We start from the raw sequence: 21,485 nt of genomic DNA, 5'->3' as shown, positions 1-21,485 counted from the left end.
TGCGCGACCGCACTCACCATTGCAACTCAGTCTTGCGTCGGCGCAGTTGCGCGGGCGCCGGGCGCTCGCACGGCAGAAACCGGCCGCGACCCGCCTCACCGCGCGGCGCGCCGTCCCAGACCACCTCACCGCGAGACAGGGTCATGGCCGGCCAGGCGCTCAGCGTCATGCCGGCGTAAGGCGTGTAATCGACGTTGTGGTGCAGCATTTCATTGCACAGGTGCACCGACTCACCTTCGTTCCAGATCACCAGGTCGGCATCGGCACCAATGGCGATGCTGCCCTTGCGCGGATACAACCCATACATCCTGGCGGCATTGGTGGAGGTCAGCGCGACAAAGCTTTGCGCGGTGATGCGCCCAGTGCGCACGCCTTCGGACCAGAGCAGCGCCATGCGGGTTTCGACACCGGGAATGCCGTTGGCGATCTGGTCGAACGACACCTCTTCTCCGTGGGCCTTCTTGCCATTCGGGCCATCGAAGCGAAAGGGTGCGTGGTCTGACGAGAAAATCTCGAACGAGCCGTTCTCCAGGCCATCCCAGATCACCTGCTGATTTGCCGCATCGCGCGGCGGCGGGCTGCAGATGCACTTGGCTCCTTCGAAGCTGTCGTCACACCCCAGAGAGTAGGCGGTCAGGAACAGGTACTGCGGGCAGGTTTCGGCGTACACCTTCAACCCCTGGCTCTGGGCCCAGCGAATCTGCTCCACGGCCTCGCGACCCGACACGTGCACGATCAGGATCGGCACGTCCACCAGCTCGGCAAGGGCGATGGCACGATGGGTCGCTTCGCGCTCCACCAGCATCGGCCGCGACGCGCTGTGGTAGCGCGGCGCAGTCAGCCCGGCCGCCAGTAGTCGCTCGGTAAGCCAGGCGATGCAATCGCTGTTCTCGGCGTGGAGCATCACCATGGCGCCCTCACGGCGCGCGACCGACAACGTCTCGAGAATCTCCCGGTCGCCCAGCTTCAGCGCATCGTAGGTCATGTAGATCTTGAACGATGTATAGCCTTCAGCAATCAAGGCCGGCAGTTCTTCACGCAGCACCTGCGGGGTGGGGTCGGTGACGATCAGGTGGAAGGCATAATCGATCACCGGCTTGTTACCCGCCCGGCGATGGTAGTCATCGACGGCAGAGCGCAGGCTTTCGCCCTTCTGCTGGCAGGCGAACGGGATGACGGTGGTGGTGCCGCCGCAGGCCGCCGAGACCGTGCCGCTGAAGAAGTCATCAGCCATCACCGAGCCGTCGCCAGTCGGCTGGTCGAGGTGCACATGGCTGTCGATGCCACCGGGGGTGACATGCCGGCCTGCCGCGTCGATTTCCTGGTGACCTTGCGGCAGGTCCAGGCCAAGGGAGACGATGCGCCCATCACGAATACCGATATCGCTGGTGAACGTGTCTGAGGCGGTTACCACGCGGGCGTTGCGAATCACCGTATCAAAAGGTTGCATATCAGGCCTCTTGCAGAAGTAACCGGCCCCAGCCGGTCAGGCGGCGCGTGTCTTCAATCAAGTTCGTTCAAGCCAGGCACGGGCGATTTCTTCGCGCGTAGCAAACCAGACACCGCCGTGTTGCCGGGCATACTCGATGAATTGCTTGATAGCCCTGACCCGCCCGGGACGGCCCACCATGCGTGGATGCAGCCCGATCGACATCATGCGTGGCCCTTCAGCCGACTCCTCGTAAAGGACCTCAAAGCTTTCTTTCATGTATTCGAAAAAGTCCGATGCCTGCGACAACCCCGGAGAATTCCAGTAGCGGAAATCGTTCACGTCAGCGGTATAAGGCACCACGAGGTGACGCTTGCCCTCGACCTCGACAAAGTAGGGAACATCGTCGTTGTAGGCATCGGAGTCGTAGAGAAAACCGCCCTCTTCAGCGACCAGCCGACGGGTATTGACGCTGGCGCCATAGCGGCAATACCAGCCGACCGGACGCTTGCCGCAGGTGCGTTCGAATGATTCGATGGCCAGGCGCATGTGTTCACGCTCCTGTTCTTCGGTCAGGCGAAACACTTCCTCCCAGCGATAGCCGTGACTGCAAATTTCATGACCACCTGCAACTGCAGCGCGTGCAACATCAGGGTTTTGCTCAAAGGCCACTGCGCAGGCATGAAAAGTCGCGCGAACCGATTGCTGGTCGAGAATATCCAGGATTCGCCAGATCCCGACGCGAGAACCGTACTCGTACATCGATTCCATCGCCAGATTGCGTGTGCCGTCGGGTATTGAATAGCTGCCCCATTCGGTCATGGATTCCTGGTCCGGGTCGCCCATGGCGAGCGAGCGTTCGGAGCCTTCTTCGTAGTTGATCACCAAACTGATGGCCAAACGTGCGCCATTCGGCCAGGTGCCTTGTGGGCGTTGTCTACCGTAACCCACTAAATCGCGTGCAGGTGAAACCATCGGGATATTCTCCTGAAGTGACGGGTTTTATAAGTGCGTGGCGAAAGTCGCGACTTAGCAGTCGATATCTTTCAGCCGGTCATGGTTGAAGGTGCTGTCCGATTGCCACTCGCTGAAGGCCAGTCCCATGGCCAGTGTTTGAGCGATACAGAACGAAGCGGTGAGCGAGCGAAAGCCCAGTAATTCGGCGTCGTTGACCTCAATCACCGTATCGGCCATTTGCCCGATAGGGCTCAGAACGCTGTCAGTGATCGCCACCAGCGTCACGCCTGCTTCCCGCGCCTGACGACAAGCCTCGACGGTGTCCTTGGCGTACGGCGGAAAGCTGACGGCTATCAACAAATCATCATCGGCAATGGCGCTGACCTGCTCCGGCAACGTGCCGCCAGCACCGCTGATGTGCACGGCTCGCCGGCCGACACGACTCAATGCGTAGCTCAGATACGCCGCCACCGGAAAGGCACGGCGCATGCCGATGACGAACGTAGTGCGCGCGACTTGCAGGTGGGCGATGGCGGCTTCGATATTGGCCTGCTCGCCGCCTTCGGCCAGGTGTTCCAGGGAAACGATATTGGCCTGGCTGAACTCACGCAGAATCCCGCCGACGTCACTCGGGTCCTCCAGCAACGTCTCACCGCCGTAGTGCCGAATACGCTCGCTGTGAGTGTCGGCTGCCTGTTGCAGCGGTGCACGGAACAGCCGCTGCAAATCCTTGAAACCTGCAAAGCCAAGGGCTTGAGCCAGCCGAATGTAGGCGGAAGGCGCGATGCTCGAGCGCTTACCCAGTTCGGCCACCGTGTTGAGTGCGATCTCATGCGGGTTGTCGATCAGGAATCGGGCAGCATCGCGCAGACGACCGGTCAGTTGTTCGTGCTGGGCCGCTATACAGTCACGCAGCTCTGCAAGGGTTTCAGGTAAGGCCATAGTGAAGGCTCGTAAAATTGGAAGTGTGTGCGCCTGTCAACGCAACGCAGTGATTGCTTGATCCAGCGCAGTGATGAGGCGGTCGACTTCTTCCAGCGTGTTGTAATGCGCCAACGACACCCGCACTACCCCGCCAAACTGGCCTAGCCCAAGGGCTTCGATAAGTCGCCGCGCATAGAAGTCACCAAAACGAATGCCAATGCGGTGCTCATCGACCCTGCGCACAACAGCCTCTGACTGAACGTCCTCGACCACGAAACTGATCGTTGGTACTCGATTGTGGGTATTCGCTTTGCCGATGATCCGAACGCCCTCGCGCTGGCGCAAGAATGCCAGCAGACGCTCGGCGAGCAAATCCTCCTGCACCTCGAAGGCATCGAACGCAGCCTGCATGCACTTGCGCTCGCTGCCTTGCGCGCCAAGCCGGGTGCTGATGTCGAGCAAATAGTCGGTAATGCCGATGCAACCGAATGACAACTCGTAGTTGACGTTGCCCGGCTGCAATTTGTAAGGGACCACATCCTGACCGATAAAGAAGTGGTTAAGGCTCGGCAACTCCAGCAACAGATAGCGACGACCCCAGAGCACGGCAAAGTGCGGGCCGAATGTTTTATAGAAGCTATAGACGTAGAAATCGGCGCCGCTGGCCTGCACATCCACCAGACGGTGTGGCGCATAAGCGACGGCGTCAACGCACAGTTTCGCACCCACCGCATGGACACGCCGCGCAACCTCGGCGACTGGATTGACCGAGCCGAGAATATTCGAGGTGTGGGTCATGGCCACATAACGGGTTTTGTCATTGAGCAAGACCTGCAGGTCATCCAGCTCCAGCTCACAACTGTCGAGATTGACCTTCCACACGCGCAAGCTCGCACCACGGCTTTCGCACAGCTTGACCCATGGACCGATGTTGGCCTCATGATCGCAATTGGTGACGATGATTTCATCACCTGGGACGATTGACGGGGCAATGGCGCGACACAGTATTTGCAACAAGTGGGTGGTCGAGCCGCCCATGATCACTTCTTCGGGGTGCTCGGCGTTGATCAACTGCATGACCGAGTGGCGCGCCTGCATCACTCGCTCGCCAGCGGCAACGGAAGGTTGGTAGGAAGCACCCAGTTGCACACTGTTGTTCAGCAGGTAATCACAGACCCGCTCGGCCACCGTGTTCAGTACCATCGAACCACCGGCGTTATCCATGTAGGCATAACCATCGGCCAGACCTGGAAACTGCTTGCGAACATAATCGATATCGAGAGGATTCACTCTACTTTCTCCAGCCGGATTCAGTGGTGCAGGATGGCCTGAAGGAACGCTTTTGTACGAGGTTCCTTAGGTGCGGTAAAAAACGGTTCAGGGATGTTCTGCTCAACAATGCGGCCACTTTCCATGAAGATCACCCGGTCGGCGACCCGTCGGGCAAAGCCCATTTCGTGAGTCACCACGACCATCGTGACGCCGGAGCGAGCAAGGTTCTGCATGACATCGAGTACTTCGCCGACCATTTCCGGGTCCAGTGCCGAAGTCGGTTCGTCGAACAGGATTGCGCGAGGTTCCATGGCCATGGTGCGGGCAATGGCAACACGCTGCTGTTGGCCACCGGACAATTGGCTCGGGTATTTATGCGCGTGATCGCCCATGCCGACCTTCACCAATAGCTCCTTGGCCCTGGCGTGCGCATCACGCCGGCTCAGCCCGCGAACACGGATCGGCGCCAGTGATACGTTGTCGAGAACAGTGAGATGTGGATAGAGGTTGAAACTCTGAAACACCATACCCACTTCGCTGCGGATGGCGGCCAGTCGCGGACCGTTTTCAACACGCTCGCCGGCCACGCGGATATGGCCTTGCTGGTAGTTCTCAAGCAGGTTGATGCAACGGATCAAGGTCGATTTACCCGACCCGGACGGGCCAAGAATGACCACCACTTCACCTTCTTCAACCTGCAGGTTGATATCGCTCAACGCTTTGAAATTGCCGTAGTACTTGTCGAGCTTTTCGATGTCGATCAACGTGCTCATGCGGTTTTTCCTCCAGAGGCGTTACGACGCTCAACCCAGCTGACCATCTGCACCAGCGGCAGCAGCAGCAAGAGGTACAGCAAGGCTGCCCCAACCAGCGGTGTCGGGTTAGCTGCCAGTGCCTGCGCCTGGGTCGCCTGCTTCAGCAAGTCAGGCATCGCTACGACTGAGGCGAGCGCCGTGTCTTTCATCACGTTGATGCAATTGCTGGTCATGGGCGGCATCACGATGCGGATAGCCTGCGGCAAAACCACGTCGCGCATGGTGTTGAAGAAACTCATGCCTTGAGAAGCCGATGCTTCGAATTGGCCACGGGGAATGGCCTCGATGCCCGAACGAAAAATCTCCGCGCTGTAAGCGCATGAGACAAGCGAGAGCGCACTGGCAGCGGCCGCAAAGGACGACAGACGAATGCCGACAAAAGGCAGCGCGTAGTAGATGAGTACCAGTAAAACCAGCAGTGGAATGGAGCGCATGATATCGATGTAGATACGTGCAAGCGCTCGAACAGGTGCGTAGGAGTACAACCGCAGCAATGCCAGCAATAGCCCGCCCACCAGGCCCAGGGCAATGCTCACCACCCCAAGCAAAATGGTCACGCCCAAACCGCGCATCATCAGCGGAAGCGAATCGACGAGCACGTTCCAGTTGAAGAATGTCTGCAAAAGATCCATGGGATACCTCGGTCAATACAAGTGGCGAACAGGCGTCGCCACTTACATGCATCATCAGCAGGGCTTACTTGAGGACGGCGGTCACTTTCATGGTGCTCGAGTCTTGATTGGCATCGGCGCCGAACCACTGTTTGTGGATTTTCCCCAGGGTGCCGTCTTCTTTCATCTTGCTGATGATGTCGTTGACCTGATCGCTCATCGCCCAGCCTTTGGCGTGCATCAGCGAGTAGCGTTCACCCGTGGGAATACGCGCCACGATGGAATATTGCGGTTTGTCCTTGATGTAGTAGAGCACCGCCGGGATGTCGCTGAGGTAGCCATCGATTCGTCCGGAAGCCAGGTCGAGCATGGCCGGCGATAGCCCTTCATAGCGCGAGACATCGGCGAACTTGTACTCGTCCTTGTGTTGGCCGATCCACATGTCACCGGTAGAGCCAGTGTCGACACCCACCACCTTGTCGTTCATGTCGGCCAGGCTCTTGACCTTGGAAGTGGTCAGTGCGGTGAGCGACTGGTCGCTGTCGAAGTAAGGCTGCGCAAAGGCTACCGACTCCAAACGTTTAGGGGTAATAGTGATTGAAGAGATAGCGATTTCAACACGTTTGGATTGCACGGCACTGAACAGGCCGTTGAAGGGAATATTGACGAACTCGACGCTTTTTCCGGCGCGCTTGGCCACCTCTTTTACAACATCGACTTCGAAGCCGACGAACTCACCTTTGGAATCCTGAAACTCCCAGGGCACGTTGCCAACGTTAGCACCTACGGTCCAGTCCGCGGCCCAGGCTGGCAGTGAAACTGCGGCGGTCATGAACAATCCCAACATCACTTTCGCTTTCATGTTTGCTCCCGATTGTTTGTTTTTTTAGGTGCTAACAGCGGTTGATCTCGTACAACGTGGGATCGAGAGTAAATCAATGAATTATTTAATTCAATACCGTATGTCAGTGAATTTTTTGCTCCGCGATCATTTTCAGTTTGCCTTGAGCGCCACGTCCAAAGGGAATCAGCTATCAAGGCTGACGCCAAAGCTGTGGTGTGAGAATGCCTCGATGGAGGCCTCTTCACGGGTTTCGACTTTATGAGCGTCTGCTGGCGAGCAGCCGATCGACTGCTCAAGGTCGCGAGTACACTGGCGGACCTTGAACAAGCCGACGGGATCAGACGCGAACATTTGGCCGAGGGGCTGCAATGTCGGCCGACAATGCTTACCCCTTGGTCAGATCAACCAACGGCGTCTGCCGCACCTCAGTCTCCCGCCCACCCTGAATATCGCTCACCTGCTTCAAGGCCTTATCCACAGCCGCCTTATCCGCCAACAAGCTGTAGCTGATGCGGAACTGCTTGTGTTCCTTCGGCCCGATTGTGGGTACCAGGTTCAGTGGCCGCTGATAACGGCGGTTGTAGGAAAAACTTGTCCCCGGCTCCAGCCCCGTGACATAGCCCTGGCCTTGGGTATCGGTGTTTTTCCACAGGGAAAACACCGGCAGTGTCTGAGTATTGAAGCCGACCGAAACGCCCAGGCTGCCGGCCTTGTCATGCAACACGGTCAACGTATCGCCCTTGGCATCGGCATACGGCACCACGTTGTAAACCGTTTCGTCGTAGTCCTTGGTCGGTGCGCGGTAGGTTTGCCAGTCGGGCAGATCACCCTTGGCCTTGTCGTTGAACGGCGACACCTGTTTCACCGGCGCGGCGAAACGAGCGCCCTGCTCCAGGAACGGGGTGCTGAAGTTACTGTGATACAGCGCCTGGTATTCCTTCGGATAGTCACCGTTGTTGGTCAGGGTGTCGTTGAGGGCGAACACTACGCTGCCGGGTTCGGTGACCAGTTCGGTCGCGACGGAGAAGTCGACCTTCTTGAACGCCTGCTCCTTGAGTTCGCCGCGCAGGGTGATGGCGTACGGTGGTTTTTCATCGATGTGCAGGGTGACTTTGTTCGCAGGAATATTGGCGGCCCGACCGTGCAGGGTCAGCAGTTCGCCGTTGTCGACGCCTGGGTGGCCGACCCATTCGTATCCGCAGCGGGTGACCAGCTCATTGAAGCCTTCCAACCAGCCCAGACCACCGCGGCCATTGAGTTCGATGAAGGACGGATTGACCACTTCCTTGACCGGCGAATCCCAGCCCATCCTCACATCGCCTACCGAGGCCTGCAAGACGTTCATTCCGCGAGTCGGCACTACCGAGAGTTTCATCGTGCCGTTATCGATGTCGACGATGCTGACGCCCTCCTGCCGCCCGCCATGCAAGGTGCGCAGGGTGACGCTGAAGGGTTTGTCGGTTTTTACGCCGAGTTGCTGGCTGGTGATCTGCCAGTTTTGGGCGGCTTTGTCAGTGTCGAGCAGAACGTAGTCCCAGGCCATGGCGTGGGAGGCAGCGGACAGTGCGCTGAGGGCAACAAGGAGTTTGAGCGGGGTCATGGCAGCAGCCTTTCTTGGAGTTGTGGCATTTTTATAGACTTGAAGAAACGTTTCAGCAAGCTTAAAAAGCGACATAAAGTCGGAACAGCGCGTTTTTCAGGTCTGCCTTGGGCACCGGGCCGTCACAAACCTGTCACCCCTGCACGCTACCCTCCCTGCTCTCGCGCACTTCACTCCGACATAAAGCCTCACTACAAGGTGCCAGCCAAGGTGTCCTCAACTCCGTCCCGCCAGCAAATCATCCTCAGGTCCAACGACATGTGCAGCGATGACTTCGGCGCGCTGTTCGCGAAAATGTTCGGCAATCGCTATTCCGATACCCCGCCCTTGCCCTCGAACATCATCATCGGCGGCGTCTACGGCCGGCACGAGGGTGTCAGCTTTCGCCGCATGCATTACCGTGGCGACTTCTCGGTGGTCTTTCCCGATCCCCAGGACGAAATCACCTTCGTCATTCCTACCGCCGGCAAAATCATCTTCAATCACCTCTGCGAGTCGATCGGTGATTCACAGGTCGGGCTGGCAATCGACAAATCAGATATTCGTTCGATGCGTTTTATCGACAATCACGCGCAGCACGGGATGTCGATAAAGCGTGCGATGCTCACAGAACGACTGTCGACGCTATTGGGCAAGCCAATTGTTGAACGGTTGGTGTTCGAGCCTGTGGTTGATTTGAAGGTCTCGATTTTCCAGGGCCTCAAGGCATTGATCGATCTGGCCACCGGCGCCGAGTTCGATGTGCTGATCAACACCGGAACACTGATGCCATCGCGGCTGCGAGAGATGTTGTTGGACGCGGTGCTGGAATCCTGGCCGCATAATTTCACCCAAGCCCTGAGGCAGCCTGCTCCGTTGATCGCGCCACGGCATGTGAAGCTGGCGGTTGAGCACATTCAGGCGCACCCCGAGCATCTGCTCAGCGGAACGGATCTGGCCCGATTGACCCATGTCAGCCAGCGAGCACTGCAGGAAGGTTTCCGGCGATTCGTGGGGAGCTCGATTGTGGCGTACCAGCGGCAGGTGCGTTTGCAGCGCGCCCACGAAGCGCTCGCCCAACGCGATTCGCCTTCCGTGACTGAAGTGGCGCTGCGATTGGGCTTCAGCAATGTCGGCAGGTTTTGCCAGTATTTCCAGAGCGCCTATGGCATCAGCCCCGCAGAACTGAAATCAGGACTGCGCACGCGAGCGAGGCATTAAGGCTCCGGCCGCCAATCGATAGCGGCCCGAACCCGAAGTGTTTCCCTAGAACAGATAACTGGCCTTGAGCCCGCCGCTGAAGCCGTGGCTGTCCCCGCCACCGCTCGCACCCACTTCGGCACCCACGCTCAACGCGCCGAGATTGGCCATGAGGTTGACCCCTGCGGTGAACTGGTCGCGGTTATCGAACGCGGCGCGCTGTTCGATATCCAGGCCCAGCAAGTGCCCTTCGCTGTCGACCTGATGATCGCCAAGCACATGCTCATAGCCCACCTGGACACCCGGCACCAGTTGCCAGGCGCCCATGCCGATCGGGGCGAATGCCGCGTTGAGGTTGGCCACGGCACTGCGGCGAGTTTCGTCAATGCTGTCGACGTCGAGGGCCAGCTCACTGCCTTTCTCCTGGAAACCCGACAAGTTCAGATGGCTGACGCGCACGCCGAGGCTCGGTTCGAGCGTCACGCCGCTGACCGGCACACGGTAGCCCAATGCCAGGGTTGCTCCAGTGAGATTGCCATGGCTTTCGCCCTTGGCGGTGCCGAGGCCGCCGCCGAGGTCGCGCTTGCTGGCGTAGTCGATGTAGCCGGCGCTGGCGTCGGCGTCGACGAACAACCCGCGTTCCAGACCGTCCGGCGCGAAGCGTGCGCCCATGCTGAGAAAGCTGAAGTCGGTATCCGCCTCGCCACCCGCGCCGCCGACGTTGCCCTTGCTGTAGCCGAAGCCGGCATGGGCGCTCAGTTGTTCGGAGAAGCGCTGGGTCAGGCCGACCATCATGCCTTGGCTGTGCTCGTTGCTGCTGGAGGCTTGGGACGAACCATCGGTGCCCAGGTAGCCCGCCAATGCGGTGGACCACAAGCGGTACTGGCCGACCTTGAGGTCCGTGCCACTGGCAAACGGCGCAGCCGCCTGTTCGATCATCGCGCCCTGACGCAGCAGGTAACTCGCCGCGTCGGCGTGCACCTGACCGCCGACCGTGGACTGGACGCCCGCCAGGTCGCCCGCATCGATGGCCGACTGCAGATAGTAGTTGTAGTCGCTGTAAGTGCCCGAAAGGCTGCTGTTCTGCAGCTGTTGCAAAAGCTGCGCGCCGGCGGCGGCGTTACCAAGCAGACCCGCCTGGCCGGGCAGACTGTTGAAGTAGACCATCTTGCCGCGCAGCACATAGATCGTCTCCTGGGACAGACCCAGGCCTTGCTTGAGGTAGTTGTCCATGCTGCCGTACTGCGCGGTCACCTCGTCCAGGCCGGCTTGCAAGTAGCTGGACTCGACGCCGAGCAGCGGCGCATAAATGGCCGCCATCGCCGGCGGCATACTCGCCAGGGTCGCCGCTACGCGCGCGGCGGTGTAGTCGTTGGTGGCCAGGTAATTACTCATGATGGTGGCACTGTCGACCCCGGCAATGCTCAGCAACACGGCGGCGGTCCAACCGGTTCGGTCCTTGCCGGCGGTGCAATGGAACAACGCGGCACCGTCGACACTGGCCAGTTCATTGAACAGCCTGGTGAACTGGCTGCGCATCCCGGCGTCACTGACAAACGCCCGGTTGGTCTGCTCCATCATCGCGATGGCATCGGCTGCACTCTTGAACGAGACCGTGGTGATGTTCGAACCGGATGTGGTGCTGCCGATGATGTCGATGTTTTCGTAGCTCGCCCCGGTGAGCATCGTGTCGGGTGTGCCGGCAATCTCACTGGGGGTGCGCAGGTCGTAGACGGCCTTGATGCCCAAGGAATTCAGCGTAGCCAGATCCGCGGCAGACGGGGTCAGCGCGTTGGAACGATAGAACACCCCGCTACGCATCGTGCCATCCCGGGCCGTGGAATAGGCGGTGGTAACCCCCACGAGATCGCGGAAGTTGTCAATGCTGCGCAGGTGGGGAGTCTCGAGGACGTTAGTCACGGCGGCTTGGGCGGTGGCGATGGACAGAGTCAAAACGGACAGCGAACACAGAAGACGTGGAAACACAGTACAGCCTCATTGATCAAGCGATGGGCTGGCTACTATCTGTAATGAAGTAATACCGAATATGACAGATTGCGCTCGGACGAAAATCGGTGCGTGATTGGTCCGCCGGGTTCGTTTTTTGTCCGAGGTGTTATCGCCAGCCGTAGGCAGCTATGAATCCTGCTCGCCCCGGTATATCGACGGAATGTCGGTAACGCAGGCTTGCCTTAATATGAGCGTCATCCTGATGCCTCATGGGTGATGAATGGGGAAACTACCAAATCGCCCGGCCTCAGCCAACGAAAGCTTGAGCCAGGCTTGCGGCGAAATAATCGATGCCACCCAAGGGTTTGATTCGAGCAAGACAACGAAGCACTGAGATTATGGGCCAACGGCTTTCATGGTGCGCAGATTCAACCGGCCGATTTACTTTCCGCAGAAAACTGCCAAACGAACAACCAGCCCCATGAAAACCGCGATCATGCAGTCCTCTCATGAGCTTGCCTACTATCACTCGGCGCTTGAGCACGATCGTCAAGACTGTAGTCTCGTACGACATGGGCAATGCGCAGATGATAATCGTTGAAAACCTGCTGACGGCCTGCCAATTGGGCCGCACGATGCAGTTCAAGACCGCGCCACCGTTGGATAGCTTCTTCGTCACGCCAGAATGACAGCGACAGCACCTTTCCTGGCTCACTCAGGCTTTGGAAACGCTCCACGCAAATGAAGCCATCCAACTCTGCCAGCAAAGGTTTCAGTTCAGCAGCCAGGTCAAGGTAGCGCTGGTATTGCTCTTCGCGTGGCCAGGCTTCAAAGATAACGGCGATCATTGCTGAGTTTCCTGAGTGGGATGGAATTTAGGAATGCGCCCATTAAGGGACGGCAAATAACGCCACCGATACGATCGCGCAGAGGGGAAAGACTGGCGTTGCAACCACAGCAATATCGCTTCAGAGGCGATCGCCAACGCCAGTTGCTGACCTGGGCATTCATGTCGTCCTGAACCGAAACTGAAGGTTCGTCTTTTACTTCGCTTGAGCAGGAAGCTATCGGGGTCGGGGTTCAGGCAGGGATCTCGATTGGCTGAAGCGAGTAGCACTAGAACGGTATCCCCCGCTTCCAGGACGCTATCGCCAATCGTGCATCGCTTCGCAACGAATCGCCGGGTGTTTTGCACTGGCGAGTCGTAGCGCGCTACCTCGGCCACCAGTTCTGCGACGAGCATCGGCGTCGGTTGCCCGTCTTCAATCAGGTCAGGATTACGATGGAGCGCTACGAGGGTATTGCCAATCAAGCCTGCTGTGGCTTCACAGGTCTGTGACATCAAGCCGATCAGGTTAGCAATCAACGCTTCTGGATCTTCCCATTCAGCAGCTTTGCTTTCGCTGCGAATTCGAGTCAACAAAGCGCTATCACTTTCAGGGTCATTCAGCAGCGCGCTGAATACCTGGCCAAGTTGAATGGCTCCGGAATGGGCCTTATCGAGTTGCGTTTCATCGCTTAACGGCGATAGGCAGGCGACAAAATCCCGTGTCAGCTTCGCGACATCTTGCATTCGCGAGGATGGCAGACCTATCAAGGAGGCAATGACGCAAACCGGCAACGTGAACATCAACTCGTCCGTAGTTTCGAGCGACTTATCAAGTGTCGCGACCAGCCGTGACACAATGTCGGCGACGCCTTCCATCTCGATAGAGGCCAGGGCGGGCTCAAATGCCATCCTGGGACACCGGTGTCGTGCCCCTTCGTTCATGCGCATCAACCGACCGAAAACAAGTCCGGCGGCGCCCTGTGCAATGGCAGGAGGAATTGGCTCGTGGAGTGGACGCACTCGACAATCGGGATTGCCCAGAATGGCCTCGACCGCTGTGGCCCCACTCGCAATCCATAAACCAAGATCCGCATCGAAGAACAGTTCCTTCTGTTGCCTGAGGCGCGAGTAGTAACCATAAGGATCGTCATGGGTGGCTGCTTCTAATGGCGTCATTTTGGAGTCCTGTTAACAAAGAACAGTTACTATCGGACACCCTTCACGCTGACGATTCGCTCAGGAACGAAATATGGATTGCCAAGGCAATGAGCTTGCCCTTTCCCGGATCGCCGGCGCTATTGCGGAACCTGCGAGGACGAAAATGCTTTGCTCGCTGATGGATGGTCACGCGCGAACCAGTACCGAAATGGCCGTAATCGCCGACGTAAGTACCTCCACCGCGAGCGCGCATTTGGCAAGACTCAAGGAGGACGGGTTGCTCAAGCTGCACACGCAGGGACGGCATCGCTACTACAGTCTGGCGGACAAACAAGTGGCGCAAGCGCTTGAAGCCCTCATGGTGGTTAGCCAATCCGCGAACGCCAGGTTTGTTTCTACCGCCCCTAACCGATTGCAGTTTGCGCGTACGTGTTATGACCACATGGCCGGAACCTTGGCGGTTAATCTGCATGATCATTTCATCGAGTCAGGTTGGTTGATGGTGTCTGACGCGGGTGACCCTGTGTATCAGCTGACTGACTGCGGCGAAGCAGCAATGGTTGGGCTTGGTATGGAAATCGCGAAAGCAAGGGTACAGCGACGTCGTTTCGCTTGCTCGTGTCTGGACTGGAGCATGCGGCGCCCTCATCTGGGTGGAGCACTGGGAGCGGCTTTGCTACAGACAGCTCTAAACCGCAAGTGGGTTATCCAGGACCTTGATAGCCGGGCACTTGCATTGACGCCCAAAGGGCGAAAGGAGCTGTCTGGCCGATTTGGGATCACCGTTGAGAACCAGGAATAACGCATGTTTGCTGGATTCATGCGTTGTCCCTGACTCCATCGCGAGCAAGCTTGCTCCTACAGGGGGTTGCGGTTGGGCAAGGGACCAGTGTCGACAGCCCTGACACCCAGGCTTTGATTGAATCGCAACAGATAGCCATCCGGGTCCAGCACCAGGAAATTGAGCTCTCCATGCTCGCGCTCGTTGTCGCGGTACCAGCACTCTTCAATGGGTCTGCGCAGTGCAATGCCGGCGCCTTCGATGGCCTTGGCCAAGGCGTTGGCATCCGCGCAGCGGATCGAAAGATTCATCCCTCGGCCATAGGGTGATTCCAGAGGACCAACCCGCCAGGGAGACGCCTGCAAGTCATCCTCTTCGAGCATCAATTGACTGCCCTGGAAAGACAGGAAAGCGAACTTGTGCTCAGGTCTTTCGTATTCAACCTGAAAGCCAAGTACCTGGCAGTAGAATGCCAGGCTGCGTTGCACGTCAGAGACAATCATCTCTGGAACCAATGGGTTCATCTTCATGAAGGGACTCCTTGTCGTTGTAGAACACCTCAGGCAGCAAAACGTTATCGTTCTCTGCCAGGGCCGGTTGTACCATGATTGATGCGCGGGTTCCTTACATGGATCACCACCACTTCAAAACGGACTTGTCCAACACCCCAAAGGAGTTCCACCGTTGTCCGAACATCGCATCCGCCCTCTCGCCCTCTGTATCTTTCATCATCACGGCAAGATCCTGGTCAACCAGTTCCACGACAACGAAAACCAACGAACCCTTTACCGCCCCATCGGTGGCGGTATCGAGTTTGGCGAAAGAAGTGCCGATGCCATTGTCAGGGAAGTGCAGGAAGAGCTGGGTTTGTCGGTTCATGGCGTGCGTCTGCTGGGTACACTGGAAAGCCTCTTCACCTATGCCGGTAAGCCGGGGCACGAAATCGTTCAGGTCTATGACGCGACATTCGATGACGAACGCGTCTACGAAGCAAAAGAACTGACAGGACACGAAAGCGACGGGGCATCGTTCATCGCCAGATGGTGCGACAGCACGGATTTCAGCCTCGCCTCCCCTCTGGTACCTGAGGGCCTTCAGGATCTGCTCAAGTCGCTGTCGCTACTTGAATAGGCAGCCCTCACACCCATCCTTCTACCTCAAGCGTCTGCTGCACCGCTGGACGCTGGCGCACCCGGGCGTACCAGGCCTGGAGATGACTCAGGCCATCGAAGTATATGTCAGCTTTGTAATAGGACTTCAGCCACTGGGCCTGCCCCCACCCCGTCAGGGCAAACAGGTAGGCATCGGCGACCGTGAAGGTGTCGCCGAGCAAGTATTGGCGGCCGGCCAGTTGTTGATCGACCCACGCAAAACGTGCCTGCAGTTTCGGTTTTGCCGTGTCCACGTACTTGCCGGCCAATCCTGCATAGAGCAGGGGAATAAAGCCCTTGTGAATCTCCGACGTCAAAAAGCTCAGCCACTCCTGCAACCGATAGCGTTCCAGTGTGCCGTTGGGCGGGGCCAATCCGGATTCCCGTCGCTGGTCGGCCAGGTACTGCACAATCACCGGTCCTTCGCGAAACCGGGTGCCGTCGGGCAGTTCAAGGATCGGCACGTAGCCGAGGGGGTTTACCGCGTAGTAATCGAGGGCACCGTCCACGGTGTGCTGGCGGTGATCCACCTTGAGCAGCGTGACATCAAGCCCCAGTTCATTGATGACGATATGCGGGGAAAGGGAGCAACTGCCAGGGATGTAGTAAAGCTTCACAATCGATCTCCTAAGCGGATCTGGTCCTGCACTTTCATCCGAAAAGTGCTGCAGCCTCATCTTAGGGATAAGGTATATAAATGGAAGAAGGCACTTTTTTATCATCTAGGTACATAAAATATACCTGGCATACCCTGGGGAAAACGCCATGAAAAAGAACGTGACGGGCTGTTCCGTGGAGGAAGCCATGCGCTTGTTGGGTGGCCGATGGCGTCTGCTGCTGGTGTCCTATCTGCTCGACGGCCCCAAGCGGTTCAACGAGCTGCGTCGGGATGTCCCGGGCATCTCGCAACGGATGCTGACCCTCGACCTGCGGGCACTCGAGGAAGTCGGGCTGGTCAAGCGCACGGTATACCCGACAGTTCCCGTGAAAGTGGAGTACGAACTGACCGAGGAAGGCGACCGATTGCGGCCCGTCGTCAGCGTGATGCGCGAGTTTGGTTTGTGGCTCAAGCAGAGTGGGAAAACCCTGATGCCTCCTGATCAAGAGAACCCGGCACGAGCGCTCCTTCAAACAGACCTGAATCCCGCAGGTACAGGGTCATGAGCAGCTCCCCGATCAATCACGTGCACGACCACGTATTTCTAGGCGCTTCGCACGATGAGAATGCCAGACGCACTCTCTGGGTCGTAGCGCTTACCCTGGTGATGATGGTGGGTGAAATCACCGCCGGATACATCACGGGCTCGATGGCGTTACTTGCCGATGGCTTCCACATGGCGACCCATGCCGGTGCATTGGGTATCGCGGCGGCGGCTTACGGCTACGCAAAGCGCCACGCCTCGAGCAAGCGTTACAGCTTTGGTACCGGAAAGGTCGGGGACCTGGGCGGGTTCGCATCGGCGCTCATTCTCGGCGTGGTGTCCCTGGTAATCGGCGTAGAGTCAGTCATGCGTCTGCTGCAACCGACGGAGGTCCAATTCGGCACCGCGACACTCATTGCGATTGTCGGTTTGATCGTCAACATCGTGAGTGCACTTCTGCTTGGCCACGGTCACAGTCATGACCACCCTCACGACCATCACGACCATCACGACCATCACGACCATCACGACCAACATGGCCACGGACTTCACGGCAACGATAACAACCTGAAATCAGCCTACTTCCACGTCTTGGCGGATGCGCTGACCTCCGTCCTGGCGATTGCTGCATTGCTCGCTGGCCGGTACCTCGGATGGGTATGGCTGGATCCTGTCATGGGCATCGTGGGTGCCATTGTCATCGCGCGCTGGGCATGGAGCTTGATGGGCATCACCGCAAGCGTTCTCCTGGATCAAACCGATGAGCAGGTTGCAGAGGAGATCCGCGAACTGGTTGAGAGGCATGGCGATGCAACCATCACCGACCTGCACGTGTGGCGGGTTGGGCCAGAGGCGCGTGCCGCTATCGTCAGCGTCATTGGCCAAGCTTCGGCGAATGCCGAAAGCATTCGTGAACGACTTAAACCCGTTCACGAAGTCAGCCACCTGACGGTCGAGTTTCGATCTGCCTGATTTTCGAAATCGCCCCCATTTTTATCTCTAAAGGAGCCCGCCATGCCCATGGGCAAACGTGAACTGGCACGGATCGAGCGCCGCTTGATAGCGACGCTGACCGACGCCTGCGAAACAGCAAAAGCTGAAATCAAAGGCTTTACCTGGCTCACCCATACGGCCGACTTGAGCGACCTTGCGCGAACGCTGAGGGTGACCTGGGTGTTTGAAACGCTGGCCGACAAGAAACTTGCCGAGGCGAGCGCGAAAGTGCGGATTCTTGAGCTGACGGCCATCGCACTGAAGGAGGCAGACATTGATCTCAAGCCATCAGATCACACTGTCCGCTTCGACTCCGAGGAGGAGTGCCAACGCACCCATGGTGGTGATTGGAACAAGCGCCTGGCGCAATTCGGCGCGTCCAGGGGTCATTGACGATGGCCAAGGAAATCGAAAATCCCTGCATATCGATTTGCCAGTTGAGCGGCGATCTGTGTGTAAGCTGCGGGCGCAGCAAGGATGACATCAGGCAGTGGAAACGCATGAAGCGGCCTGAAAAAATGGCCGCTGTGCAAAGGGCGAAAGTCCGTTTGAAAGGGCTGAAGAAGGCACGTGGGTGAACGGTCATTGCTTTCGAATCACCGCCTGCGCGCTCCGCGTGCAGTGCCCCCAGACAGGCGAATAAAGCTTCATACAAACCAAGCGCCATGCCGATTCCGATGACTGACCACGCCAGTAAAAATACCGGCAATGAAGTGGCGCTGGCCATCAGGAACAATCCGAGCGCGACGCCCAGATTGGTCGCGCGCAAGCCATCCTGGCGCGTGCGATCTGATTCACATCCTTCCGCATTGGATCCTTTACTACGAAATATAATTATCGACCGATAATCGAACGGTTTATGAAAACAGTTAACTATTTGTTTTAAAAGGATTTAATCGAATAAATAAAGTAAAAAAGTGAAAACCCAAAAAAATCACACTTTTCAATGGATCCATAAATTGATTGACTGGCACTGCACGGTGTCAGGTACAGCGCCTGCCCGCTCATAAAAATAACAAGGGTGTCGGGATGAATGACTTCTCAATCGGGTTCGGGCTTCGGCTTGCACCCAGCTTCGTGTGCCTTTCTCGCTTTACCTTTACCCAGCCTCGTCTCGAGGGGCAGCCATGAGTGTCGACCTGAAGAGCGTGGTAGATGAGCGCCCGATGGCGCGCTTCCAGTGGCTGGCCGTGGGCATCTGCATTGTCCTGAACATGATCGATGGCTTCGACGTGCTGGTGATGGCCTTCACGGCTTCCTCGGTGTCTGCCGAATGGGGCTTGAATGGCGCGCAGATCGGTTTGCTGTTGAGTGCCGGATTGTTTGGCATGGCGGCAGGCTCGCTGTTCATTGCGCCGTGGGCGGATCGTTATGGACGTCGGCCATTGATCCTGTTTTGCCTGCTGCTTTCCGGTGCCGGCATGCTGTTGTCGGCCCTCAGCCAGACGCCGCTGCAACTGGCGCTGCTGCGCGGGTTGACCGGGCTGGGGATCGGCGGAATCCTGGCCAGCAGCAACGTGATTGCCAGCGAATATGCCAACAAGCGCTGGCGCGGGCTGGCGGTGAGCCTGCAATCCACCGGTTATGCCTTGGGCGCGACCTTGGGCGGGCTGTTGTCGGTGTGGTTGTTGACGCACTTTGGCTGGCGTTCGGTGTTCATCTTCGGGGGCGCCGTGACCCTGGCGGTGATTCCTTTGGTGCTGCTGTATTTGCCTGAATCCCTGGACTTCCTGATCGCCCGTCGCCCCGCAAATGCCCTGGTCCGCATCAATCGCCTGGCCGCCCGCCTCGGCCAGCCCGCATTGCGCGAACTGCCCGTGGCCCTCTCGGCACCGACTTCAGGCCGTGGCCGCCTGGCGCAGTTGCTCTCGCCGGATTCACGGCGCACCACCCTATTGATCTGGCTGTTGTTCTTCCTGGTGATGTTCGGCTTCTACTTCGTGATGAGCTGGACGCCGAAGCTGCTGGTCTCGGCAGGGCTGTCGGCACAGCAAGGTATCAGCGGCGGCGTGCTGCTGAGCGTCGGCGGTATCTTCGGCGCCGCGTTGATCGGCGGCCTGGCCTCGCGCTGGCGGCTGACCCGGGTGCTGTCGCTGTTCATGCTGATTACCGCGGGCCTGCTGGTGCTGTTTGTCGGCTCCGCTTCATCGGTATCCATGGCACTGGGCCTGGGCCTGCTGATCGGACTGTTCGCCAACGGTTGCGTGGCGGGCTTGTACGCGCTGTCGCCGATTGTCTACGACGCTTCCGTGCGCACCACGGGGGTCGGTTGGGGCATCGGTATCGGGCGCATCGGCGCGATCCTGTCGCCCACCGTCGCCGGCCTGTTGCTCGACAGCGGTTGGCAGCCACTGCACCTGTATGGGGTGTTTGCCGTGGTCTTCGTGATTGCCGCCGCCGTGTTGCTGCAACTGCGGCCCAAGGCACCGGCGCAACCGGCCGCCCAACCCAGCCAGGCCTGACCATTACAAAGCAGTAGCGAGGCCCTGCCCTCGCTACTGACTCCATCCTCCAGGAAAACAACAATAATGACTTGCTTCCCTCTCCCTCCCCGGGCCCTGCTCGGCGGTGCAATAGCGCTTGCCCTGATGCCTTCGGCGCACGCTGAAAGCAGCGGTTTTTTCGAAGATTCCAAGACCAGCCTGACGCTGCGAAACTACTATTTCAATCGCGACTTCAACGATCCCGGCGCCAGCAAGAGCAAGATCGAAGAATGGGCCCAGGGCGCGATCCTCAAATTCAGTTCCGGTTATACCCCGGGGGTTGTCGGCTTTGGCCTCGACGGTATCGCGATGCTGGGCGTCAAGCTCGACAGCGGCCCGCAACGCAGTGGTTCGGAGCTGCTGCCGGTGCATGACGATGGCCGCGCCGCCGACGACTACGGGCGCGCGGGCCTGGCGGCAAAAATGCGTATTTCCGACACCGAGCTGATGCTTGGCGAGCTCATGCCGGACATTCCCCTGCTGCGCTACGACGACGGACGCCTGCTGCCACAGACCTTCCAGGGCGCCATGCTGGTGTCCCGGGAGCTTCCCGGCCTGAGCCTGCAGGGCGGTCAATACACCTCGGTGAGCCTGCGCAACTCCTCGAACATGCAAGACCTCTCGGCCTGGGCTGCGCCCACCGTCATGTCGGACGCCTTCAACTATGCGGGCGCCGAATACCGCTTCAACGAACAACAGACCCAGATCGGCGCCTGGTATTCGCAGCTCGAAGACATCTATCAGCAAAGCTATCTGAACCTGCTGCATAAACAGAAAGTCGGTGACTGGACCCTCGGTGCGAACCTGGGCTACTTCATCGACAAGGATGACGGCAGCGCCCTGATCGGCAATGTGCAAAGCCATACCGCCTACGGGCTGCTCTCGGCCAACCTGGGTGGCCATACCCTGTACCTGGGGCTGCAGAAGGTCAGCGGCGATACCGGCTGGATGTCCGTGTATGGCAGCAGCGGGCGCACCTTGGGCAACGACATGTTCAACGGCAACTTCAGCAACGCCGACGAGCGTTCCTGGCAAGCGCGTTATGACTACAACTTCGTCGCCGTCGGCCTCCCCGGCCTGCTGCTGATGACCCGCTACGGTCACGGCGACAACGCCACCACCAAGGCCGGCAGCAATGGCCAGGAATGGGAGCGCGACACCGAGCTCAGCTACACCCTGCAAAGCGGCCCGCTGAAAAACCTCAGCGTGCGGGTCAACAACGCCACCAACCGGCGCAGTTTCAACAGCGACTTCGATCAGACCCGCGTCATCGTCAGTTACCCCCTCTCCCTCTGATCCTCCCGCCAGGGGCGCTCGTCGCCCCTGTATCTCTCCCCTCCTTGCGTTACTATGGCGAACCAACTTCT

At 58.5% G+C, this 21,485-nt stretch carries 22 protein-coding genes and 2 pseudogenes; 10 read left to right on the top strand and 14 right to left on the bottom strand.

Annotated elements, in window-relative coordinates:
* Positions 1-13 precede the first annotated feature (13 nt).
* The 7 genes from hydA to SOP95_RS16825 all read right to left on the bottom strand — a co-directional run bounded on the left by hydA (position 14) and on the right by SOP95_RS16825 (position 6,870).
* Positions 14-1,450: a dihydropyrimidinase gene (gene hydA / locus SOP95_RS16855; protein WP_323607694.1), complete on the bottom strand. Its 1,437-nt coding sequence runs from the start codon at positions 1,448-1,450 to the stop codon at positions 14-16.
* Positions 1,451-1,507: 57 nt separating this feature from the next.
* Entirely contained in the window at positions 1,508-2,404 is an 897-nt protein-coding gene (locus tag SOP95_RS16850; protein ID WP_274076406.1) for an allantoinase PuuE, read from the bottom strand.
* Between the two features lie 54 nt (positions 2,405-2,458).
* Positions 2,459-3,328, bottom strand: a complete 870-nt coding sequence (locus SOP95_RS16845) for a MurR/RpiR family transcriptional regulator (protein ID WP_274076405.1) — start codon at positions 3,326-3,328, stop codon at positions 2,459-2,461.
* A 36-nt stretch (positions 3,329-3,364) separates the two neighbouring features.
* Positions 3,365-4,600 carry a cysteine desulfurase-like protein gene (locus SOP95_RS16840; RefSeq protein ID WP_323607693.1) on the bottom strand — a complete coding sequence of 412 codons (1,236 nt, stop codon included), beginning with the start codon at positions 4,598-4,600 and terminating at the stop codon, positions 3,365-3,367.
* Positions 4,601-4,620: 20 nt separating this feature from the next.
* Entirely contained in the window at positions 4,621-5,355 is a 735-nt protein-coding gene (locus SOP95_RS16835; protein ID WP_274076403.1) for an amino acid ABC transporter ATP-binding protein, read from the bottom strand.
* Positions 5,352-6,029 (bottom strand): amino acid ABC transporter permease, encoded by a 678-nt coding sequence (locus tag SOP95_RS16830; RefSeq protein WP_027923846.1) that lies wholly within the window; start codon positions 6,027-6,029, stop codon positions 5,352-5,354. Before SOP95_RS16830 ends, SOP95_RS16835 begins: the two co-directional genes overlap by 4 nt.
* A 64-nt stretch (positions 6,030-6,093) precedes the next feature.
* Positions 6,094-6,870: a transporter substrate-binding domain-containing protein gene (locus SOP95_RS16825; protein ID WP_274076402.1), complete on the bottom strand. Its 777-nt coding sequence runs from the start codon at positions 6,868-6,870 to the stop codon at positions 6,094-6,096.
* 252 nt (positions 6,871-7,122) lie between these two features.
* Here SOP95_RS16825 and SOP95_RS16820 point away from each other — a divergent pair.
* Positions 7,123-7,239: pseudogene (locus SOP95_RS16820) on the top strand (hypothetical protein); the annotation flags it as partial.
* Here the strand turns inward: SOP95_RS16820 and SOP95_RS16815 are convergent.
* Positions 7,238-8,452, bottom strand: coding sequence for an aldose 1-epimerase family protein (locus tag SOP95_RS16815; protein ID WP_274076401.1), 1,215 nt, complete (start codon positions 8,450-8,452; stop codon positions 7,238-7,240). The pseudogene SOP95_RS16820 and the gene SOP95_RS16815 overlap by 2 nt on opposite strands.
* 258 nt (positions 8,453-8,710) lie before the next feature.
* On the opposite strand from SOP95_RS16815, the gene SOP95_RS16810 reads away from it, so the two are divergent.
* A complete protein-coding gene (locus SOP95_RS16810) occupies positions 8,711-9,652 on the top strand; it encodes a helix-turn-helix transcriptional regulator (RefSeq protein WP_406591142.1) in 942 nt (313 codons plus the stop codon).
* A gap of 45 nt (positions 9,653-9,697) precedes the next feature.
* Here the strand turns inward: SOP95_RS16810 and SOP95_RS16805 are convergent, their stop codons facing one another.
* The 3 genes from SOP95_RS16805 to SOP95_RS16795 form a co-directional block, all read right to left on the bottom strand.
* Complete coding sequence (locus SOP95_RS16805; RefSeq protein ID WP_323607692.1) at positions 9,698-11,617, bottom strand: tyrosine-protein phosphatase; 1,920 nt, start codon at positions 11,615-11,617, stop codon at positions 9,698-9,700.
* Positions 11,618-12,075: 458 nt separating this feature from the next.
* Complete coding sequence (locus SOP95_RS16800; protein ID WP_323607691.1) at positions 12,076-12,429, bottom strand: antibiotic biosynthesis monooxygenase family protein; 354 nt, start codon at positions 12,427-12,429, stop codon at positions 12,076-12,078.
* Entirely contained in the window at positions 12,426-13,586 is a 1,161-nt protein-coding gene (locus SOP95_RS16795; RefSeq protein WP_323607690.1) for a cytochrome P450, read from the bottom strand. The genes SOP95_RS16800 and SOP95_RS16795 overlap by 4 nt, the downstream gene beginning before the upstream one ends.
* Before the next feature lie 73 nt (positions 13,587-13,659).
* Here SOP95_RS16795 and SOP95_RS16790 point away from each other — a divergent pair, with 73 nt between their 5' ends.
* A complete protein-coding gene (locus SOP95_RS16790) occupies positions 13,660-14,370 on the top strand; it encodes an ArsR/SmtB family transcription factor (RefSeq protein ID WP_274076397.1) in 711 nt (236 codons plus the stop codon).
* A gap of 56 nt (positions 14,371-14,426) precedes the next feature.
* Here SOP95_RS16790 and SOP95_RS16785 read toward each other — a convergent pair whose 3' ends face one another.
* Positions 14,427-14,879: a bleomycin resistance protein gene (locus SOP95_RS16785; protein WP_323607689.1), complete on the bottom strand. Its 453-nt coding sequence runs from the start codon at positions 14,877-14,879 to the stop codon at positions 14,427-14,429.
* A gap of 154 nt (positions 14,880-15,033) precedes the next feature.
* On the opposite strand from SOP95_RS16785, the gene SOP95_RS16780 reads away from it, so the two are divergent.
* Positions 15,034-15,480 (top strand): NUDIX hydrolase, encoded by a 447-nt coding sequence (locus tag SOP95_RS16780; RefSeq protein ID WP_323607688.1) that lies wholly within the window; start codon positions 15,034-15,036, stop codon positions 15,478-15,480.
* Between the two features lie 7 nt (positions 15,481-15,487).
* On the opposite strand, the gene gstA is transcribed toward SOP95_RS16780, so the two are convergent.
* Complete coding sequence (gene gstA, locus SOP95_RS16775) at positions 15,488-16,117, bottom strand: glutathione transferase GstA (protein WP_323607687.1); 630 nt, start codon at positions 16,115-16,117, stop codon at positions 15,488-15,490.
* A 148-nt stretch (positions 16,118-16,265) separates the two neighbouring features.
* On the opposite strand from gstA, the gene SOP95_RS16770 reads away from it, so the two are divergent.
* Genes SOP95_RS16770 through SOP95_RS16755 form a run of 4 tightly spaced genes read left to right on the top strand, consistent with a single transcriptional unit; the run spans position 16,266 to position 18,213 of the window.
* Positions 16,266-16,664, top strand: coding sequence for a winged helix-turn-helix transcriptional regulator (locus tag SOP95_RS16770; protein ID WP_323607686.1), 399 nt, complete (start codon positions 16,266-16,268; stop codon positions 16,662-16,664).
* Complete coding sequence (dmeF, locus tag SOP95_RS16765) at positions 16,661-17,614, top strand: CDF family Co(II)/Ni(II) efflux transporter DmeF (RefSeq protein WP_323607685.1); 954 nt, start codon at positions 16,661-16,663, stop codon at positions 17,612-17,614. The genes SOP95_RS16770 and dmeF overlap by 4 nt, the downstream gene beginning before the upstream one ends.
* Before the next feature lie 42 nt (positions 17,615-17,656).
* Entirely contained in the window at positions 17,657-18,028 is a 372-nt protein-coding gene (locus SOP95_RS16760) for a hypothetical protein (protein ID WP_323607684.1), read from the top strand.
* Between the two features lie 2 nt (positions 18,029-18,030).
* Positions 18,031-18,213, top strand: a complete 183-nt coding sequence (locus SOP95_RS16755; protein ID WP_274076393.1) for a DUF1289 domain-containing protein — start codon at positions 18,031-18,033, stop codon at positions 18,211-18,213.
* Here the strand turns inward: SOP95_RS16755 and SOP95_RS16750 are convergent.
* Positions 18,213-18,404, bottom strand: a pseudogene (locus SOP95_RS16750) (MFS transporter); the annotation flags it as partial. The gene SOP95_RS16755 and the pseudogene SOP95_RS16750 overlap by 1 nt on opposite strands.
* Before the next feature lie 358 nt (positions 18,405-18,762).
* Here SOP95_RS16750 and SOP95_RS16745 point away from each other — a divergent pair.
* Together SOP95_RS16745 and SOP95_RS16740 are read left to right on the top strand one after the other, a co-directional pair.
* A complete protein-coding gene (locus tag SOP95_RS16745; RefSeq protein WP_274076392.1) occupies positions 18,763-20,097 on the top strand; it encodes an MFS transporter in 1,335 nt (444 codons plus the stop codon).
* A gap of 126 nt (positions 20,098-20,223) precedes the next feature.
* On the top strand, positions 20,224-21,414 hold the full coding sequence (locus SOP95_RS16740; RefSeq protein WP_323607737.1) for an OprD family porin: 1,191 nt from the start codon (positions 20,224-20,226) through the stop codon (positions 21,412-21,414).
* The last annotated feature ends 71 nt before the right edge of the window (positions 21,415-21,485 follow it).

The sequence above is a fragment of the Pseudomonas sp. YuFO8 genome (assembly GCF_035065025.1).
Taxonomy (GTDB): Bacteria; Pseudomonadota; Gammaproteobacteria; order Pseudomonadales; family Pseudomonadaceae; genus Aquipseudomonas; species Aquipseudomonas putida_AE.
The sequence above is the reverse complement of the archived record's forward strand: the minus strand, read 5'-3'. Positions and strand labels throughout refer to the sequence as shown.

Bases quoted from the DNA above. Each gene is read 5' to 3' on its own strand.
- hydA (WP_323607694.1), bottom strand. From the start codon at position 1,450: ATGCAACCTTTTGATACGGTGATTCGCAACGCCCGCGTGGTAACCGCC.
- SOP95_RS16850 (WP_274076406.1), bottom strand. From the start codon at position 2,404: ATGGTTTCACCTGCACGCGATTTAGTGGGTTACGGTAGACAACGCCCA.
- SOP95_RS16845 (WP_274076405.1), bottom strand. From the start codon at position 3,328: ATGGCCTTACCTGAAACCCTTGCAGAGCTGCGTGACTGTATAGCGGCC.
- SOP95_RS16835 (WP_274076403.1), bottom strand. From the start codon at position 5,355: ATGAGCACGTTGATCGACATCGAAAAGCTCGACAAGTACTACGGCAAT.
- SOP95_RS16830 (WP_027923846.1), bottom strand. From the start codon at position 6,029: ATGGATCTTTTGCAGACATTCTTCAACTGGAACGTGCTCGTCGATTCG.
- SOP95_RS16825 (WP_274076402.1), bottom strand. From the start codon at position 6,870: ATGAAAGCGAAAGTGATGTTGGGATTGTTCATGACCGCCGCAGTTTCA.
- SOP95_RS16815 (WP_274076401.1), bottom strand. From the start codon at position 8,452: ATGACCCCGCTCAAACTCCTTGTTGCCCTCAGCGCACTGTCCGCTGCC.
- SOP95_RS16810 (WP_406591142.1), top strand. From the start codon at position 8,711: ATGTGCAGCGATGACTTCGGCGCGCTGTTCGCGAAAATGTTCGGCAAT.
- SOP95_RS16800 (WP_323607691.1), bottom strand. From the start codon at position 12,429: ATGATCGCCGTTATCTTTGAAGCCTGGCCACGCGAAGAGCAATACCAG.
- SOP95_RS16795 (WP_323607690.1), bottom strand. From the start codon at position 13,586: ATGACGCCATTAGAAGCAGCCACCCATGACGATCCTTATGGTTACTAC.
- SOP95_RS16790 (WP_274076397.1), top strand. From the start codon at position 13,660: ATGGATTGCCAAGGCAATGAGCTTGCCCTTTCCCGGATCGCCGGCGCT.
- SOP95_RS16785 (WP_323607689.1), bottom strand. From the start codon at position 14,879: ATGAAGATGAACCCATTGGTTCCAGAGATGATTGTCTCTGACGTGCAA.
- SOP95_RS16770 (WP_323607686.1), top strand. From the start codon at position 16,266: ATGAAAAAGAACGTGACGGGCTGTTCCGTGGAGGAAGCCATGCGCTTG.
- dmeF (WP_323607685.1), top strand. From the start codon at position 16,661: ATGAGCAGCTCCCCGATCAATCACGTGCACGACCACGTATTTCTAGGC.
- SOP95_RS16760 (WP_323607684.1), top strand. From the start codon at position 17,657: ATGCCCATGGGCAAACGTGAACTGGCACGGATCGAGCGCCGCTTGATA.
- SOP95_RS16755 (WP_274076393.1), top strand. From the start codon at position 18,031: ATGGCCAAGGAAATCGAAAATCCCTGCATATCGATTTGCCAGTTGAGC.
- SOP95_RS16745 (WP_274076392.1), top strand. From the start codon at position 18,763: ATGAGTGTCGACCTGAAGAGCGTGGTAGATGAGCGCCCGATGGCGCGC.
- SOP95_RS16740 (WP_323607737.1), top strand. From the start codon at position 20,224: ATGCCTTCGGCGCACGCTGAAAGCAGCGGTTTTTTCGAAGATTCCAAG.